16 protein-coding genes are annotated in these 13,944 nt (G+C 68.2%); 2 read left to right on the top strand and 14 right to left on the bottom strand.

Annotation, left to right across the window (positions count from 1 at the left end; all coding sequences use genetic code 11):
* Positions 1-221 precede the first annotated feature (221 nt).
* Entirely contained in the window at positions 222-1,244 is a 1,023-nt protein-coding gene (locus QZ332_RS06885) for an alpha-hydroxy-acid oxidizing protein (RefSeq protein ID WP_295764046.1), read from the top strand.
* 23 nt (positions 1,245-1,267) lie between these two features.
* On the opposite strand, the gene QZ332_RS06880 is transcribed toward QZ332_RS06885, so the two are convergent.
* The gene (locus QZ332_RS06880; RefSeq protein ID WP_295764043.1) at positions 1,268-1,435 is read right to left on the bottom strand and encodes a hypothetical protein; all 168 of its coding nucleotides are present in this window, start codon (positions 1,433-1,435) and stop codon (positions 1,268-1,270) included.
* A 150-nt stretch (positions 1,436-1,585) separates the two neighbouring features.
* Positions 1,586-2,965 (bottom strand): MATE family efflux transporter, encoded by a 1,380-nt coding sequence (locus QZ332_RS06875; protein ID WP_295764040.1) that lies wholly within the window; start codon positions 2,963-2,965, stop codon positions 1,586-1,588.
* Between the two features lie 197 nt (positions 2,966-3,162).
* Between QZ332_RS06875 and QZ332_RS06870 the strand changes: the two genes are divergently transcribed.
* Positions 3,163-3,516 (top strand): hypothetical protein, encoded by a 354-nt coding sequence (locus QZ332_RS06870; protein ID WP_295764038.1) that lies wholly within the window; start codon positions 3,163-3,165, stop codon positions 3,514-3,516.
* A gap of 147 nt (positions 3,517-3,663) precedes the next feature.
* Here QZ332_RS06870 and aroQ read toward each other — a convergent pair whose 3' ends face one another.
* The 12 genes from aroQ to rplU all read right to left on the bottom strand — a co-directional run.
* Positions 3,664-4,101, bottom strand: coding sequence for a type II 3-dehydroquinate dehydratase (gene aroQ, locus QZ332_RS06865; protein WP_295764035.1), 438 nt, complete (start codon positions 4,099-4,101; stop codon positions 3,664-3,666).
* Positions 4,094-5,323, bottom strand: coding sequence for a shikimate kinase (locus QZ332_RS06860; RefSeq protein WP_295764032.1), 1,230 nt, complete (start codon positions 5,321-5,323; stop codon positions 4,094-4,096). The genes aroQ and QZ332_RS06860 overlap by 8 nt, the downstream gene beginning before the upstream one ends.
* Positions 5,324-5,326: 3 nt before the next feature.
* Positions 5,327-6,463: a bifunctional chorismate mutase/prephenate dehydratase gene (locus tag QZ332_RS06855; protein ID WP_295764029.1), complete on the bottom strand. Its 1,137-nt coding sequence runs from the start codon at positions 6,461-6,463 to the stop codon at positions 5,327-5,329.
* On the bottom strand, positions 6,450-7,541 hold the full coding sequence (aroC, locus tag QZ332_RS06850; RefSeq protein WP_295764026.1) for a chorismate synthase: 1,092 nt from the start codon (positions 7,539-7,541) through the stop codon (positions 6,450-6,452). The genes QZ332_RS06855 and aroC overlap by 14 nt, the downstream gene beginning before the upstream one ends.
* Positions 7,531-8,754: a 3-phosphoshikimate 1-carboxyvinyltransferase gene (locus tag QZ332_RS06845; protein ID WP_295764023.1), complete on the bottom strand. Its 1,224-nt coding sequence runs from the start codon at positions 8,752-8,754 to the stop codon at positions 7,531-7,533. The genes aroC and QZ332_RS06845 overlap by 11 nt, the downstream gene beginning before the upstream one ends.
* The gene (gene aroB / locus QZ332_RS06840) at positions 8,755-9,822 is read right to left on the bottom strand and encodes a 3-dehydroquinate synthase (RefSeq protein ID WP_295764021.1); all 1,068 of its coding nucleotides are present in this window, start codon (positions 9,820-9,822) and stop codon (positions 8,755-8,757) included.
* 15 nt (positions 9,823-9,837) lie between these two features.
* On the bottom strand, positions 9,838-10,674 hold the full coding sequence (locus QZ332_RS06835) for a prephenate dehydrogenase/arogenate dehydrogenase family protein (RefSeq protein WP_295764018.1): 837 nt from the start codon (positions 10,672-10,674) through the stop codon (positions 9,838-9,840).
* Between the two features lie 89 nt (positions 10,675-10,763).
* On the bottom strand, positions 10,764-11,786 hold the full coding sequence (gene aroF / locus QZ332_RS06830; RefSeq protein WP_295764016.1) for a 3-deoxy-7-phosphoheptulonate synthase: 1,023 nt from the start codon (positions 11,784-11,786) through the stop codon (positions 10,764-10,766).
* Between the two features lie 320 nt (positions 11,787-12,106).
* Positions 12,107-12,652: a zinc dependent phospholipase C family protein gene (locus QZ332_RS06825; protein ID WP_295764013.1), complete on the bottom strand. Its 546-nt coding sequence runs from the start codon at positions 12,650-12,652 to the stop codon at positions 12,107-12,109.
* A gap of 318 nt (positions 12,653-12,970) precedes the next feature.
* Positions 12,971-13,252 (bottom strand): 50S ribosomal protein L27, encoded by a 282-nt coding sequence (rpmA, locus tag QZ332_RS06820; RefSeq protein WP_204791606.1) that lies wholly within the window; start codon positions 13,250-13,252, stop codon positions 12,971-12,973.
* Positions 13,253-13,297: 45 nt separating this feature from the next.
* A complete protein-coding gene (locus QZ332_RS06815; protein WP_295764010.1) occupies positions 13,298-13,630 on the bottom strand; it encodes a ribosomal-processing cysteine protease Prp in 333 nt (110 codons plus the stop codon).
* A gap of 2 nt (positions 13,631-13,632) precedes the next feature.
* On the bottom strand, positions 13,633-13,944 hold a 312-nt coding region (gene rplU, locus QZ332_RS06810; RefSeq protein WP_295764008.1), incomplete at its 5' end, for a 50S ribosomal protein L21.

Genomic DNA, 13,944 nt, shown 5'->3' with positions numbered 1-13,944 from the left:
CAAGCGGTCTATAGCAGGATATGGATCTGCCTGTTCGATCATAGCATGGTGCGGCCCGTTTGCCAACTCATTTCCGCGGGACCGCCGGATCTCCGGCCGGCGGCGGAGATCTTGGGCAGGGACGTGCGCGCCTCCCCCTTGCCTTTTCCCCGCATCTCCTGTACAATCGAGACAGCGATCCGGCTTTGAACGGGAAATCTACATATCTGGAGGGAACGAACATGACCTATCAGGAAGTCTTGGCGAACGCCCGTACCTGTATGGGCCCCTACTGCAAGTCCTGCCCCACCTGCAACGGCCTGGGCTGCCGCAACACGATCCCCGGCCCCGGCGCCAAGGGCATCGGCACCGGCTTCATCCGCAACTACCAGAAGTGGCAGGAGCTCTGCGTCAACATGGACACCATCTGCGCCAACGGGCCCGTGGACACCTCCGCCGCCCTCTTCGGGCAGGAGGTGGACCTCCCCGTCTTCGCCGCCCCCGTGGGGGCCATGCGGATGCACTACGGCGACAAGTACGACGACCTGGCCTATAACGACATCCTGGTCGCCGCCTGCGCCCAGGCGGGGATCGCCGCCTTCACCGGCGACGGCACCGACCCCGCCGTCATGCGGGCCGCCGCCGAGGCCCTGAAGAAGCAGGGGGGCCGGGGCGTGCCCACCATCAAGCCCTGGAACATCGAGACCATCCGGGAGAAGCTGGCCCAGGTCCGGGAGGCGGGGCCCTTCGCCATCGCCATGGACATCGACGCGGCGGGCCTGCCCTTTTTGAAGAACCTCCAGCCCCCGGCGGGCAGTAAGACCGTGGAGGAGCTGAAGGAGATCGTCGGGATGATGGAGGGGACGCCCTTCATCCTCAAGGGCATCATGACCGTCCGGGGCGCGGAGAAGGCCCTGGAGGCCGGGGCCAGCGGCATCGTGGTCAGCAACCACGGCGGCCGGGTGCTGGACCAGTGCCCCTCCACCGCCGAGGTCCTGCCGGGCATCGCGGACGCCGTGGGCGGGAAGATGAAGATCCTGGTGGACGGCGGCATCCGTTCCGGCCTGGACGTGTTCAAGGCCCTGGCCCTGGGGGCGGACGCCGTGCTGATCGGGCGGCCCTTCGTGAACATGGTCTACGGCGGCGGCGCCGAGGGCGTGCAGATCTACGTGGACAAGCTGAAGGCCGAGCTGGCCGACGCCATGGCGATGTGCGGGGCGCACTCCCTGGCGCAGATCCGGCGGGACATGATCTTTGGATATTGAGGGACGGAGGACGCCGCCGGGGATCATCCCCCGGCGGCGTCCTTCTCCAGTTCCCGAAGCTCTTTGTACAGCAGCCAGCGCAGATATCCGGCGGGAGACCGTCCGCTCTCCTCCGCCATGCGGGACAGGCGTTCGTATTCCTGCTGGCGGAGCTGTACGGAGACGCGCTTTTTGATCGTTTTGCCATCCATGTAAGATCACCTCGCCGGTCATCATACCATAGACAGATCCAGGCCATGAGGATCTAGATAAACGTTATCTAAACTTTTTTCGGATCGCTCGCCCGGCGGCGTACCAACGGGAGGCGGCGTCCGGCGGACGCCGCCTCCCGTTTATCCGGTCTATCCGATCGACTTGCCCCGCTCCATCCAATCCAGCTCCCGCAGGGCCCGCATCTGGATCGGGACCGCGAACAGCAGCGTCAGCAGGTCCGCCGCCGACTGGGTCACCTCCACGCCCAAAAGGCCCAGCTGCATGGACAGCAGGTACACCAGCGGGATGAAGAAGATCCCCTGCCGGGACATCGCCAGGAACGTGGCCCCCGCCGTCTTCCCGATGGTCTGGAGCATCATGTTGCTCATGACGATCCAGCTGGAGAAGCACAGCGTGAGGCACTGGGCCCGCAGCGCCGCGGTCCCGATCGCAATCACCTCCGGGTCGTCCCGGAAGACGGCGATGAGCCGGGGGGCGAAGGTGATGCCCAGGGCGCTCACTGCCAGCAGGAAGACCGCGGAGGTCTTCACGCAGAACCAGAAGCCCTCCTTCACCCGCTTATAGAGCTTCGCGCCGTAGTTGAACCCGCACACCGGCTGGAAGCCCTGGCCGAAGCCGATCATGGCCGAGCCGCCGAACATCATGATCCGCTGGACCACGCCCATGGCGGCGATGGCCGCGTCGCCGTAAGGCCCGGCGGCCCGGTTCAGGCAGATCGCCGCCACGCTGGCCAGGCCCTGCCGGGCCAGGGAGGGCAGTCCGCCCCGGACGATCTGGACGTAATAGGACAGCGTGAACTGGACGCTGGAGAGGTGGATCCGGAGGTTCCCGCCCCGGGAACAGCCCGCCAGCAGCAGGCAGAAGCTGACGAACTGGCTGACGATCGTGGCCCAGGCCGCCCCCGCCACGCCCAGGCCGAAGGTGAAGATCAGCAGGGGGTCCAGGGCGATGTTCAGCACCGCGCCGCTGGCGATGCCCACCATGGCGTAGGCGGCGGAGCCCTGATAGCGGAGCTGGTTGTTCAGCACCAGGGAGGAGGTCATCCACGGGGCACCCAGGAGGATGACCTGGAGGTAGGACTTCGTATAGGGCAGGATGGTGGCCGTGGAGCCCAGGAGCATGGCCAGGGGCTCCAGGAAGATCTGACCCAGGACGCAGATCAGCGTCCCCGCCGCCAGGGCGGAGAAGAAGCCCGTGGCCGCCATATTGCTGGCCTCCTGGTACGCCTGCTTCCCCAGCTCCCGGGAGATGAAGTTGCCGCTGCCGTGGCCGAAGAAGAAGCCCACCGCCTGGATAATCGCCATGAGGGAGAACACCACGCCCACGGCGCCGGTGGCGCTGTTGCTCTTCAGCATCCCGACGAAGAAGGTGTCGGCCATGTTGTAGAACGACGTGACCAGCATGCTGATGATGCAGGGGAGGGCCAGCCGGCAGATCAGGCGGCTGACCGGGGTCTCCGTCATCCGGTGGAATTTCTGCTCCTGCTGTTCGTCCATCCTGCCGTCCATAGGGGGCGCCTCCTCTTCGTTCCTCCGGTCCGGGGCGCGCGCCCCGGACCGCGTTTCGATCTCATGATCATACCAGTATAACACGACTCGTCCCAAAGCGGAAGCAAGATCTTGAAAAAACATCGGACGGCCCCGCCGCATAGGATGGCATGGGCACTCCCGAGGGAGCGCCACTTCCAGGAAACGAGGGATCCGTTTTGCGTATCAACGAAGCTTATGAGCACGAGCCCATGCTCCCCGGTCAGGGGGACGAGGGCCGTCTCCCCAATAACGGCTGCAAGAAGATCGTTACACAGTGCGTCGCCGTCACCGCGCCGGTGGTCCTGACCCCCACCGCGTCTGTGGGCACCGTGACGGTGTCCTGCCAGGGTGCGCCCAGCATCAACTGTACGGCGGACCCCTGCGGGACCAGCGCCACCATCACGCTGACCCAGCAGGTCTGCGTCACCGTGCCGGTGTGCTACGGTGTCGGCATGGACTCCGGCGAGGCCACCATCTCCTGCACGGACTGCGGCACCTGCCACAGCGCCCCCTGCGGCTGCAAGGGGTGAACGGGCGGACAGGGGGCCCTGTCCGGGCCTCCCGCGCCGGCCGGCCGAAAACATAGCGGGGATCGCATCCGACGGGAAGAGAGAGCATGGCGAGAGGGACCCGGGAGGGTCCCTCTCGTCGTCCCCGGTGGAGGGGCCCCGGGCCCCTCAGCGCTCCGCCAGGAGCCGCAGCCCCTCCAGATAGCCCTCCAGGCCATGGCCCCGGATGGTGGCGATGCACGCCTGGCGGATGTAGGACACATGGCGGAAGTCCTCCCGGGCGTCCGGGTCGGAGATGTGGACCTCCACCGTGGGGATGCCCACCGCCTTCACCGCGTCCAGCAGGGCCACGCTGGTGTGGGTGTAGGCGGCGGGGTTGATGACGATGCCGTCCGCCTTATCGAAGTACGCCTGCTGGATGGCGTCCACCAGGGCCCCCTCGTGGTTGGACTGGAAGAAGGAGACGGCCACGCCCAGCCGCTCCGCCTCCGCGGAGATCATGGCCTTCAGGTCCTCGTAGCTGGTCCTGCCGTAGATCTCCGGCTGGCGGACGCCCAGCAGGTTCATGTTCGGACCGTTGAGGACCAGGATGTTTTTTTTACCCAAGAAGATCCCTCCAGATCTGGCCCGCAGCCTCCTCCGGGCCGCCGCCGTTCCAAATGTCCGCGTCCGCCGCCGCGGCGTACAGCGGTCCCCGGGCCCGCTCCATCTCCGCCAGATCCCCCGCCCGGGACAGGGGACGGCCCTCGGTGGGCAGGTCCTCCAGCCGCCGCAGGAGGCGGTACACCCGCCCGGTGCGGCGCATGGCGGAGCGGTTCTCGGATGAGAGGACGGCCCCGCCGCCGGTGGCGATCACCTGTCCGCTCCCGGCGCAGACCGCTGTCAAGACCTCGTGCTCCAGTCTGCGGAAGGCCCCCTCGCCCTCCCGGGCGAAGATCTCCGGGATGGGACGGCCCGCTCTTTTGACGATCTCCTCGTCCAGGTCCACGAAGGGCCTGCCGGAGAGGCGGGACAGCTCCCGTCCCACGGTGGTCTTGCCGCTGCCGGGCATCCCGACGAGGACGAGGTTCGTCATGTCCCGCCGGAGCTTCGCGGCGATCCTCTCCGTCTCCCCGTCCGGGATGCTCTTGTCGAAGAACAGCTCCTCCGCCCGTTTGGCCTGGTGGACCAGCATGGACAGGCCCCCGGCCCGGCGGAGGCCCAGCTCCTCCGCCTGGAGGAGCAGCTCCGTCCGCCCCGGGTTGTAGATCACGTCCGCCACGTCCGTCAGGCCGGGGAGGAGCCGCAGGTCCACCGGACGCTCCTCCAGCTTGGGCCACATGCCCACGGGGGTGGTGTTGACCAGGACCTCCGCGTCCGCGTGCCGCTCCGGGAGGTCTTCATAGCTGTCCGCTCCGGAGCGGGAGACCACCACGATCTCCCGGGCCCCCTCCTGCCCCGCCGCCGCCCGGACCGTCCGGGAGGCCCCGCCGCTGCCCAGGATCAGGACCTTCTTCCCCCTTAGGGAGATCCCCGCCTGCCGGAGCATGTAGAGGAAGCCGTCGATGTCCGTGTTGTATCCGTACAGCGCCCCGTCCCGGCGGACCAGGGTGTTCACACTGCCGATGGCCTCCGCCGCCGGGTCGATCACGTCGCAAAAAGGCATCACGTCCCGCTTGTAGGGGATGGTGACGTTCAGCCCGCCGATGTCCCCCCGCCGGAGGAAGCCCCCCAGGGCCTGGGGCTCCAGCTCGATGAGGCGGTAGCCCTTGCAGCCCAGGGCCTCATGGATGGGCACGGACCAGCTGTGGCCCAGGGTCCGGCCCAGGAGGCCGTATATCCTCTCCATGGCTCACACTTCCGCGTAGTTCCCCAGGAAGTGGAACTGGGCGCAGCTGCGCTCCATCTCCTCCAGCATCGCCAGGACGCTGGGATCGCGGACGTCGGCCTCCAGCTCGATGAAGAAGATGAACTCGAAATCGCTGCCGCTGACGGGGCAGGACTCCAGCTTCGTCATGTTGATGTCCAGCGCCGCCATCTTGGACAGCTGCTCGTACAGCGCGCCGGGCCGGTTGTCGAAGGCGATGATCAGGCTGATCCGGCTGGCCCCGGCGTAGATGACCGGATCTTTGGCCACGCAGAGGAAGCGGGTGTAGTTGTTGTCGCTGTTCTGGATCTTGTCGCCGATGCACGCCAGGCCGTACAGCGCCGCGCAGGGGTGGGAGGAGATGGCGGCGGCATGGCGGTCCCCGGACTCGGCCACCATCTTGGCGGCCACGGCGGTGTTGTCGCAGGGGATCACCTTCACGCCCTTCAGGCCGTCCAGGAAGCGGCTGCACTGGCCGATGGCCTGCTGGTGGGAGTAGATCTCGCGCACGTCCTCCAGCTCCACGCCGGGCAGGGCCAGCAGCTCGTGGCGGATGCACAGCCGGGCGGAGCGGACGATGGAGAGGCTGTGCTCCTGGAGCAGCGCGTAGACCGCCCGGACGGAGCCGTTGGAGCTGTTCTCGATGGGCAGCACGCCGAACCGGCACAGCCCCGACTCCACGGCGGAGACCACCGCGTCGAAGGTCTTCACGTACAGGATGTTCCCCCTGGGGAAGATCCGGTCGCAGGCCACCTGGGAATTGGCCCCCTCGATGCCCTGGCAGGCCACGGTCCCCGTCTGGGGGAAGACCTGGTCCCCCGCCTCCAGGGAGGCCCGGATCTGGGCCCCCACCTCCGTGGGCGCGCCGGTCAGCTCCGCCTGGCGGGACCGGGCCAGCTCGAAGAGGGTGGAGAAGAGGTGATAGGCGTAGCGCTCCCGCTCCCCGGCGGCGGCGGTCACCTTGTTCAGGATGGACCGCTCCCGCTCCCGGTTCAGGATGGGCAGGCGATGCTCGCTCTTATAAGCCGCCACCTCGTCGCTCAGGTCCATGCGCTCCAGGAAGAGCCGCAGCAGCTGGTCGTCGACGGCGTCGATCTTCTTGCGGATGTCAGAAAGTTCCATGGTCTCCCTCCAAAAGTAAGTCTAGCAAAACAGCGGCGGTCACCGCCTCCACCACCGGGACGGCCCGGTGGGCGATGCAGGGGTCGTGCCGCCCGCGGATGGTCAGCTCCGCCTCCTCCTTCGCCGAGAGGCGGACGGTCTTCTGGGGCCGCCCGATGGACGGCGTGGGCTTGACCGCCGCCCGGAGGACGACGGGCATCCCCGTGGTGATGCCGCCCAGGATGCCCCCGGCGTGGTTGGTCCCGGTCCGGACCTGCCCCCCCTCCATGACGAAGGGGTCGTTGTCCTCCGAGCCCCGGAGCTCCGCCGCGGCGAAGCCCGCGCCGAACTCCACGCCCTTCACGGCGGGGATGCCGAAGACGGCGGCGGCCAGGCGGTTCTCGACGCCCTCGAACATCGGCCCGCCCAGGCCCGCCGGGAGGCCCACGGCGGCGCACTCCACGACGCCGCCCACGGAGTCCAGGTCCGCCTTCGCCGCCAGGATCGCGGCCTGCATCCGCTCGCCCGCCCCGTCGTCCAGGACGGGGAAGGGCTTGGCGGCGACGGCCTCGAACAGCTCCCGGCCGGGGTGCAGGGGGAAGGGGCGGTCCGCGATCCCGGCCACGGCGGACAGGTGGGCCCCCACGAAGATGCCCCGGCGGGCCAGGATCTGCTTGGCGATGCCCCCGGCGATGCAGAGAGGGGCGGTCAGCCGCCCGGAGAAGTGCCCGCCGCCCCGCATGTCGGCCCAGCCGCCCCACTTGACGGCGGCGGTGTAGTCCGCGTGGCCGGGGCGGGGCTGGTCCTGGAGCCCGCGGTAATCGCGGGAGCGCTGGTCGGCGTTGCGGATCATGGCGCACAGGGGCGCGCCGCAGGTGACGCCCCCCTCCAGGCCGGAGAGGAACACCGGGAGGTCGGCCTCCTGCCGGGCGGTGGAGAGGGGGCCCTTCCCGGGCCTCCGGCGGTCCAGGAAGGCGCCCAGCTCCTCAAGATCCACGGCCTCCCCGGCGGGCAGGCCGTCCACCAGCACGCCGACGGCCTCCCCGTGGGATTGGCCGAAGACGCCGATCCGCAGGATCTTCCCGAATTCAGACGACACGGACCTCACCTCCCAGTCCCTCGTAATCCCGCCAGAAGCCGGGATAGGATTTCTTCACCGCCTCGGCCCCCCGGATGACCACGGGCTCCTGGCAGCGGGTCGCCGCCACGGCGGCGGACATGACGATGCGGTGGTCGTTGGCCCCGTCCACCACGCCGCCGGGCAGGCCCGGGACGCCGTAGACCGTCAGGCTGTCCGCCTCCTCCGCGCAGGCGCCGCCCAGGGCCTTGAGCATCCGGCAGACCGTGGCCAGCCGGTCGCTCTCCTTCAGCCGGAGGCGGGCGGCGTTGACGAACCGGGTCGTCCCCTTCCGCACCGCGGCCATCACCGCCAGGGGCGGCAGGAGGTCCGGACAGCCGGACACGTCGATGGTCAGGTCCCCGGCCTGGACCAGCTTCCGATAGAGGGAGGTGACCGCGGCGTCCCCCTGGGCGGAATGGGCGTTGAGGCCCTTGAGGCGGATGTTGCTCCCCAGGGCCAGGGCGGCGTACCAGAACGCCGCCTGGGACCAGTCCGCCTCCACGGTCTCCTCGAAGGGGGCGTAGATCCCGGGCTCGATGCCGAAGCCGTTCAGCCCGGGGGACCAGCGCACCCGGATCCCCGCCCGCTCCAGCACGCCCATGGTCATGGAGACGTAGGAGGCGGACTCCAGCTTCGTGGTGCTGATCACGGCGCTGGGCCCCTCCAGCAGGGGCAGGGCGAAGAGCAGGCCGGTGAAGAACTGGCTGGACACGTCCCCCCGCAGACGGTACTCCCCCGGCGTCAGATCCCCCCGGACGGTGAGGACGCCCTCCCCCTGCGCCCAGGCGATCCCCTTCTCGGCGAAGAGGTCGAGATAGGGCTGCTGGGGCCGCTCCATCAGCCGGCCCCGCCCGGTGAAGACGCCCCCCTGCTCCACCGCCAGGGCGATGGGGATCAGGAAGCGGAGAGTGGACCCGGACTCCCCGCAGTCGAACCGGGGCGGGTCCCCGAAGGGCCGGCGGAGGCCGCCGATGCCGCAGATCCGGATGCCGTCCTCCAGGCTCTCCCACGAGGCCCCCAGGGCCTGCATGCAGCGGAGGGTGGCCTCGATGTCCTGGGAGAAGTCCGCCCGGCGGATCGTGCTGGTCCCGGCGGCCAGGGAGGCGGCGATGATGAGGCGGTGGGCCATGGATTTGCTGGCGGGGGGCGTGACGGCCCCGGACAGCCGCCGGGGCGCGATCCGAACGTCCATCTACGCCTCCAGTCCGGCCCGGATGACGGGGAGCAGCTCCGTCACGGGCATCGTCCTCGTCCCGCAGGCGCCGATCCGCTTCGGGACCACGATGGTGATGGCGTCCCCGGCCCGCTTCTTGTCGGACAGGGCGGCGGCCGCCAGGGCTTCGGCGGGGAAGTCCGTGCCGGTGGGGAGGCCGCTGGCCTCCAGGCAGGCGGCGATCCGCGCCGCCACCGGCTCCTCCGTCCAGCCCAGGGCCTCGGCGGAGCGGGCGATGACGGCGAGCCCCGCCGCCACGGCGTGGCCGTGGGGGACGGCATAGCCGCTGCACTTCTCGATGGCGTGGCCGACGGTGTGGCCCAGGTTCAGCAGCTTCCGCTCCCCCTGTTCCTTCTCGTCCCGCGCCACCACGCCCGCCTTATAGGCCACGCACCGGGCGATGACCTCCGCCGGGTCGGTGTCCAGGGCGCCGTTCTCGAAGAGGGCGAACAGTCCCTCGTCGCAGAGGACGCCGGTCTTGATGGCCTCCGCGGCCCCGCCGGCGAAGACCGGCCGCGGCAGGGACCCCAGGCACCCCGTGTCGCACAGCACGGCGGCGGGCTGGAGGAAGGCCCCGGCCAGGTTCTTCCCGGCCCGGAGGTCGACGGCGGTCTTGCCGCCCACCGAGGAATCCACGGCGGCGAGCAGGGTCGTGGGCATCTGGACGTACCGGATGCCCCGGAGGTAGCAGGCGGCGGCGAAGCCCGCCATGTCCCCCACCACGCCGCCGCCCAGGGCGGCCAGGCAGTCGGTGCGGGTCAGGCGCGCCTGCGCCAGGGACTCCAGGATGTCGGAGAGGGTGGAGAGGTCCTTGTTCTCCTCCCCGGCGGGGAAGGTGCAGGTGCTGACGGCATAGCCCGCCGCCTCCAGGCTGTTTTTGACGGTCTCCAGGTACAGCGGCCCCACGGTGGAGTCCGTGACCACCGCCATATGGCAGGGAGGGACGCTCCCCCGCAGCAGCCGCCCGCACTGCCCCAGCACGCCGGGGCCGATGGTCACGGTATAGGAGGGGGAGGTCTCCACCTGGATCTCTTGATATGCCGGCATGGATGCTCCCCCCTCTCAGCTGCCGCCCGCGGTGGCCTTCAGCTCCCGGCCCTCTTTCAGCAGGGCCCGGACCCGTTCGGCGTCCGCGGCTTTCAGCGCGTCGGAATAGGCGCGCAGGTTCTCGATGAGGATGTCCAGCTCCTTCACCAGGTAGTCCGCGTCGTCCAGGAACAGCTCCGTCCACATGTCCTCGTCCAGCCGGGCCACCCGGGTCATGTCCTGGAAGCTCCCGGCGGAGAAGCCCCGGCGGCGCTGGGCCTCCGGCGACTTGACATAGGCGCTGGAGGTGATATGGGCCAGCTGGGAGGTGAAGGCGATGATGCGGTCGTGCTCCTCCGGGTCGGAGAAGGTCAGCCCCGCGAAGCCCACGTCCAGGAAGAAGGCTTTCAGCGTCTCCAGGAGCTGCATGTCCGTCCGCTTGTCCGGCGTCAGGATCATGGAGGCCCCCACGTACAGGTCCTCGGAGGAGGCGGTGAAGCCGCCCCGCTCCTTCCCCGCCATGGGGTGCCCGCCGATATAGGCGAAGCCGTGGGCCTCGGCGATGGGGGCCAGGGCCTCCACCACCACCCGCTTCACGCCGCAAAGGTCCACCAGGATGGCGGACTTGGCGATCTGCGCCGCGTGCTCCTCCACCCAGCGGATGGCGGCGCCGGGACAGATGGCCACCAGGATCAGGCCGCACTGGCAGATCCGCTCCTCCGTCAGCGCGCCGTCGATGGCCCCGCTCATGCGGGCCAGGGCCATGGCCTCCTGGTCCAGGTCCACGCCCCAGACCGTGTGGGCCGTCCGTGCCTTGATGCTCTTGGCCATGGACCCGCCGATGAGCCCCAGGCCAACGATGCCTACGTTCATAGATATCCTCCTGCTCTTCATCATCGCCGCCGCGGCTCAGAGGGCCTCCGGGCCGCGGGGCGCGCCAACGCCGTCTCGCCCCTCCCCGCTCAGGAGGGATCCGCGTCGAGGCCCCGCATGAAGGCGTGGAGCTCCAGGAGCTTCCGCGCCAGGGGGGCGAACACCTCCGGTTTCAGGGACTGGGGCCCGTCGCACAGGGCGTGGGCAGGGTCGTTGTGGACCTCGATCTGGAGGCCGTCGGCCCCCGCCGCCACGGCGGCCCGGGACAAGGGCTCCACCAGCCAGTATTTGCCCGTGGCATGGCTGGGATCGATGATGACGGGCAGGTGGGTCAGCTGCCGCAGCACCGGGATGGCCGCCAGATCCAGGGTGTTGCGGGTGTAGCTCTCGAAGGTGCGGATGCCCCGCTCGCAGAGGATGACGTTGTCGTTGCCGCTGGCCATGACGTACTCGGCGCTCATCAGCCACTCCTCGTACGTGGCGGACATGCCGCGCTTGATCATGACGGGCTTGTCCTGATGGCCCACGGCCTTGAGCAGGTCGAAGTTCTGCATGTTCCGGGCGCCGATCTGGATCACGTCCACGTCCTTGAACAGGTCCAGCTGGGTCACGTCCATCAGCTCCGTCACGATGGGGAGGCCCGTCTCCTGCCGGGCGGTCTTCAGGTACTCCAGGCCCGTGGCCCCCAGGCCCTGGAAGGCGTAGGGAGAGGTCCGGGGCTTGAACGCGCCGCCGCGGAGCATGGTCGCGCCGCTGGCCTTCACGGCCTTGGCGATGGCGACGACCTGCTCCTCGCTCTCCACGGAGCAGGGGCCCGCCATGATGGTCAGGGTGCCGCCGCCGATCTGGGTGCCGCCCACCTGGATGACGGTGTCCTCAGGGTGGAACTTGCGGTTGGCGTTCTTATAGGGCTCCTGGACCCGCTTCACGTCCTGGACGATGTCCAGGGCGGCGATGAGGTCGATGTCCAGCTTGGAGGTGTCGCCCACCAGGCCGAGGATGGTGTGGGCCTCGCCGATGCTGGTGTGGATGGTGACGCCTTTTTCCTGGAGCCAGGTGATGAGGCTGTCCAGCTGCTCCTGGTTGGGGTCGCTCTTGAGAATGACGATCATGGTGCTCTCCTCCTAATACGATCGGGGACGTAAAAGACCCGCGGCCGGTCTGGCCGCGGGTCGTTCCGTTCAGATGCCCTGTCACAGGACCGAACGCTCACACGCACACGTTCCCAGCCAAACCACGAAAAGCCTTACCAAAATAGGTAAAGCTGAAATAGGAATAGCCGTATCCCATGCTATGAGCGGTGATGGTCATGTCGCGTTCCCCTTGATCCTTTAGATATCTAAAGCATAACACGGCAGGGCGGGAAAGGATACTGTGGATCTGTCCAAGATCGGCCCGTATACGGCCCGCCCCTCTTGTGCTCCTCGCACGATCAGGCGGCGGGGAGACAGCCGGCCATCAGCAGGCCGGTGGCTTTGAGGATGTAGTTGGCGTCCCGGATCATGCTGGCGCGGGTGGACATATACTGCTCGTGGAGCTCCTCCAGGGCGGCGATGAGGTCCCGGCGGGCCTGCTGGCGCTGGACATAGCGGTGGGCGAGATAGCCCCGCATGAACCGCCGCAGGTCGGTCTCATAGCAGTGGTGGTCCAGCATGGTGTCGGGGTAGTTTTCGTTATGGGGGTATGTATAGGCGTCGGCCAGGTAATGGGTCAGCTTGCCCAGGGTGTAATAGTGCCAGATGGTCCACTGCCGGCGGCGCTGGAGCTTGACGATCTTGGCGTTGATATAGGCCCTGGAGTTGGTGTAGTTGTGGCCCTTCAGCTTGTTGTGGCGAAGGGAGCCCTTCAGATAACTGAACGGGTTGACGTCCGGCTCGAACGAGCCGAAGAGGAAGGCCAGCTCGAACCGTCTGGCGGAGAACCCGGTCTCGCTCCGCAGGAGCGCGCGGGCCAGCAGCGTGTGAGTACGTTTCTGCAAGGTTAGCTCCTCCTAACCACAAAGGTATTTATACTATACCATATCGTCCGGATAAATGCAAGGGGTGTGGGCAAAAAATTTTCTCCGGTCCAGGGGAGGCGATGCGGTGCGGCCCTGGGGGCGCCCCGGCAGCCGCCCCGCGTCCCCGCCGGGGGACCGGAAGACGGGGCCCGAGCCCTCTCCGGAGCGCCGGAAAAGCGGCGGAGACCCATCGATGGGGAGGGGAGCGCTGTGAGAGGGGGCCGGGAGGGGCCCCTCCCACGTTCGACAGGGCCGGAAACGGGCCCGGACCATCGGTCCGGGCCCGTTCGGGAGCTGTTATTCGGCCTCGTAAACGGAGACCTGCTTGCGGTCTTTGCCCAGCCGCTCGAAGCGGACCGTGCCGCTGGCGGTGGCGAACAGGGTGTCGTCGCTGCCGCGGCCCACGTTCACACCCGGGTGGATGTGGGTGCCGCGCTGGCGGACCAAGATGTTGCCGGCCAGGACGAACTGACCGTCGGCGCGCTTGGGGCCCAGGCGCTTGGCCTTGGAGTCCCGGCCGTTCTTGGTAGAGCCGCCGCCCTTCTTGTGGGCGAAGAACTGTAAACCGATGCGGATCATGTCAGGGACCATCCTTTCTGAAAGATCTTAGATGGGGAAGGGACCTCAGTCCGCTTCCAGGACTTCGATATTTTCCGGGTATTCGTCATGGAGCATGGTGAAATAGAGCATCAGCCCCGTCAGCAGGGACTGGCAGGTGCTCTCCGCTGCGGGCCCCAGACCGCCGGGGAGGCGCAGGGAGACCAGCGCCCGCCGTTCGTCGGTCCGCACCGCCGCGGCCAGGCCCAGCACGTCGTTGACGGTGGCCTCCACCAGGGTGACGGCGGCGCCGATGGAGGCGCAGAGGAGGTCCTCCCCCGCCTCGGCATAGCCGCTGTGGCCCTTGGCTTCGAAGCCGGTGATCCGGCCCCCCTCCGTGTAGAAGGTGACGCTGGTCATGCTCAGACGGAGATCTTGGCGATCTCGACCTTGGTGTAGGGCTGACGATGGCCCTGACGCTTGCGGTAACCCTTCTTGGGATTGTACTTGAAGATACGGATCTTCTTGCCCTTGCCGTTCTTGACGATCTTGGCCTCCACGGAGGCGCCCTCCACGGTGGGAGCGCCAAAGGTGGCCTTCTCCCCGTCGATGACGGCCAGGACCTGGTCGAACTTGACGGTGTCGCCGGCTTCCTGGTCCAGCTTCTCGATGTAGACCACGTCGCCCTCGGCCACCTTGTACTGCTTGCCGCCGGTCACGATGATTGCGTTCAT

Source organism: uncultured Oscillibacter sp. (assembly GCF_910584465.1).
Lineage (GTDB): Bacteria > Bacillota > Clostridia > Oscillospirales > Oscillospiraceae > Oscillibacter.
The sequence above is the reverse complement of the archived record's forward strand: the minus strand, read 5'-3'. Positions and strand labels throughout refer to the sequence as shown.

What these genes read in the sequence shown, in the direction of transcription:
- aroF (WP_295764016.1), bottom strand. Translation starts at nt 11,786, where the DNA reads ATGATCGTCATTCTCAAGAGCGACCCCAACCAGGAGCAGCTGGACAGC.
- QZ332_RS06880 (WP_295764043.1), bottom strand. Translation starts at nt 1,435, where the DNA reads ATGGATGGCAAAACGATCAAAAAGCGCGTCTCCGTACAGCTCCGCCAG.
- QZ332_RS06835 (WP_295764018.1), bottom strand. Translation starts at nt 10,674, where the DNA reads ATGAACGTAGGCATCGTTGGCCTGGGGCTCATCGGCGGGTCCATGGCC.
- QZ332_RS06875 (WP_295764040.1), bottom strand. Translation starts at nt 2,965, where the DNA reads ATGGACGGCAGGATGGACGAACAGCAGGAGCAGAAATTCCACCGGATG.
- aroB (WP_295764021.1), bottom strand. Translation starts at nt 9,822, where the DNA reads ATGCCGGCATATCAAGAGATCCAGGTGGAGACCTCCCCCTCCTATACC.
- QZ332_RS06860 (WP_295764032.1), bottom strand. Translation starts at nt 5,323, where the DNA reads ATGGAGAGGATATACGGCCTCCTGGGCCGGACCCTGGGCCACAGCTGG.
- QZ332_RS06815 (WP_295764010.1), bottom strand. Translation starts at nt 13,630, where the DNA reads ATGACCAGCGTCACCTTCTACACGGAGGGGGGCCGGATCACCGGCTTC.
- QZ332_RS06885 (WP_295764046.1), top strand. Translation starts at nt 222, where the DNA reads ATGACCTATCAGGAAGTCTTGGCGAACGCCCGTACCTGTATGGGCCCC.
- rpmA (WP_204791606.1), bottom strand. Translation starts at nt 13,252, where the DNA reads ATGATCCGCATCGGTTTACAGTTCTTCGCCCACAAGAAGGGCGGCGGC.
- QZ332_RS06855 (WP_295764029.1), bottom strand. Translation starts at nt 6,463, where the DNA reads ATGGAACTTTCTGACATCCGCAAGAAGATCGACGCCGTCGACGACCAG.
- QZ332_RS06845 (WP_295764023.1), bottom strand. Translation starts at nt 8,754, where the DNA reads ATGGACGTTCGGATCGCGCCCCGGCGGCTGTCCGGGGCCGTCACGCCC.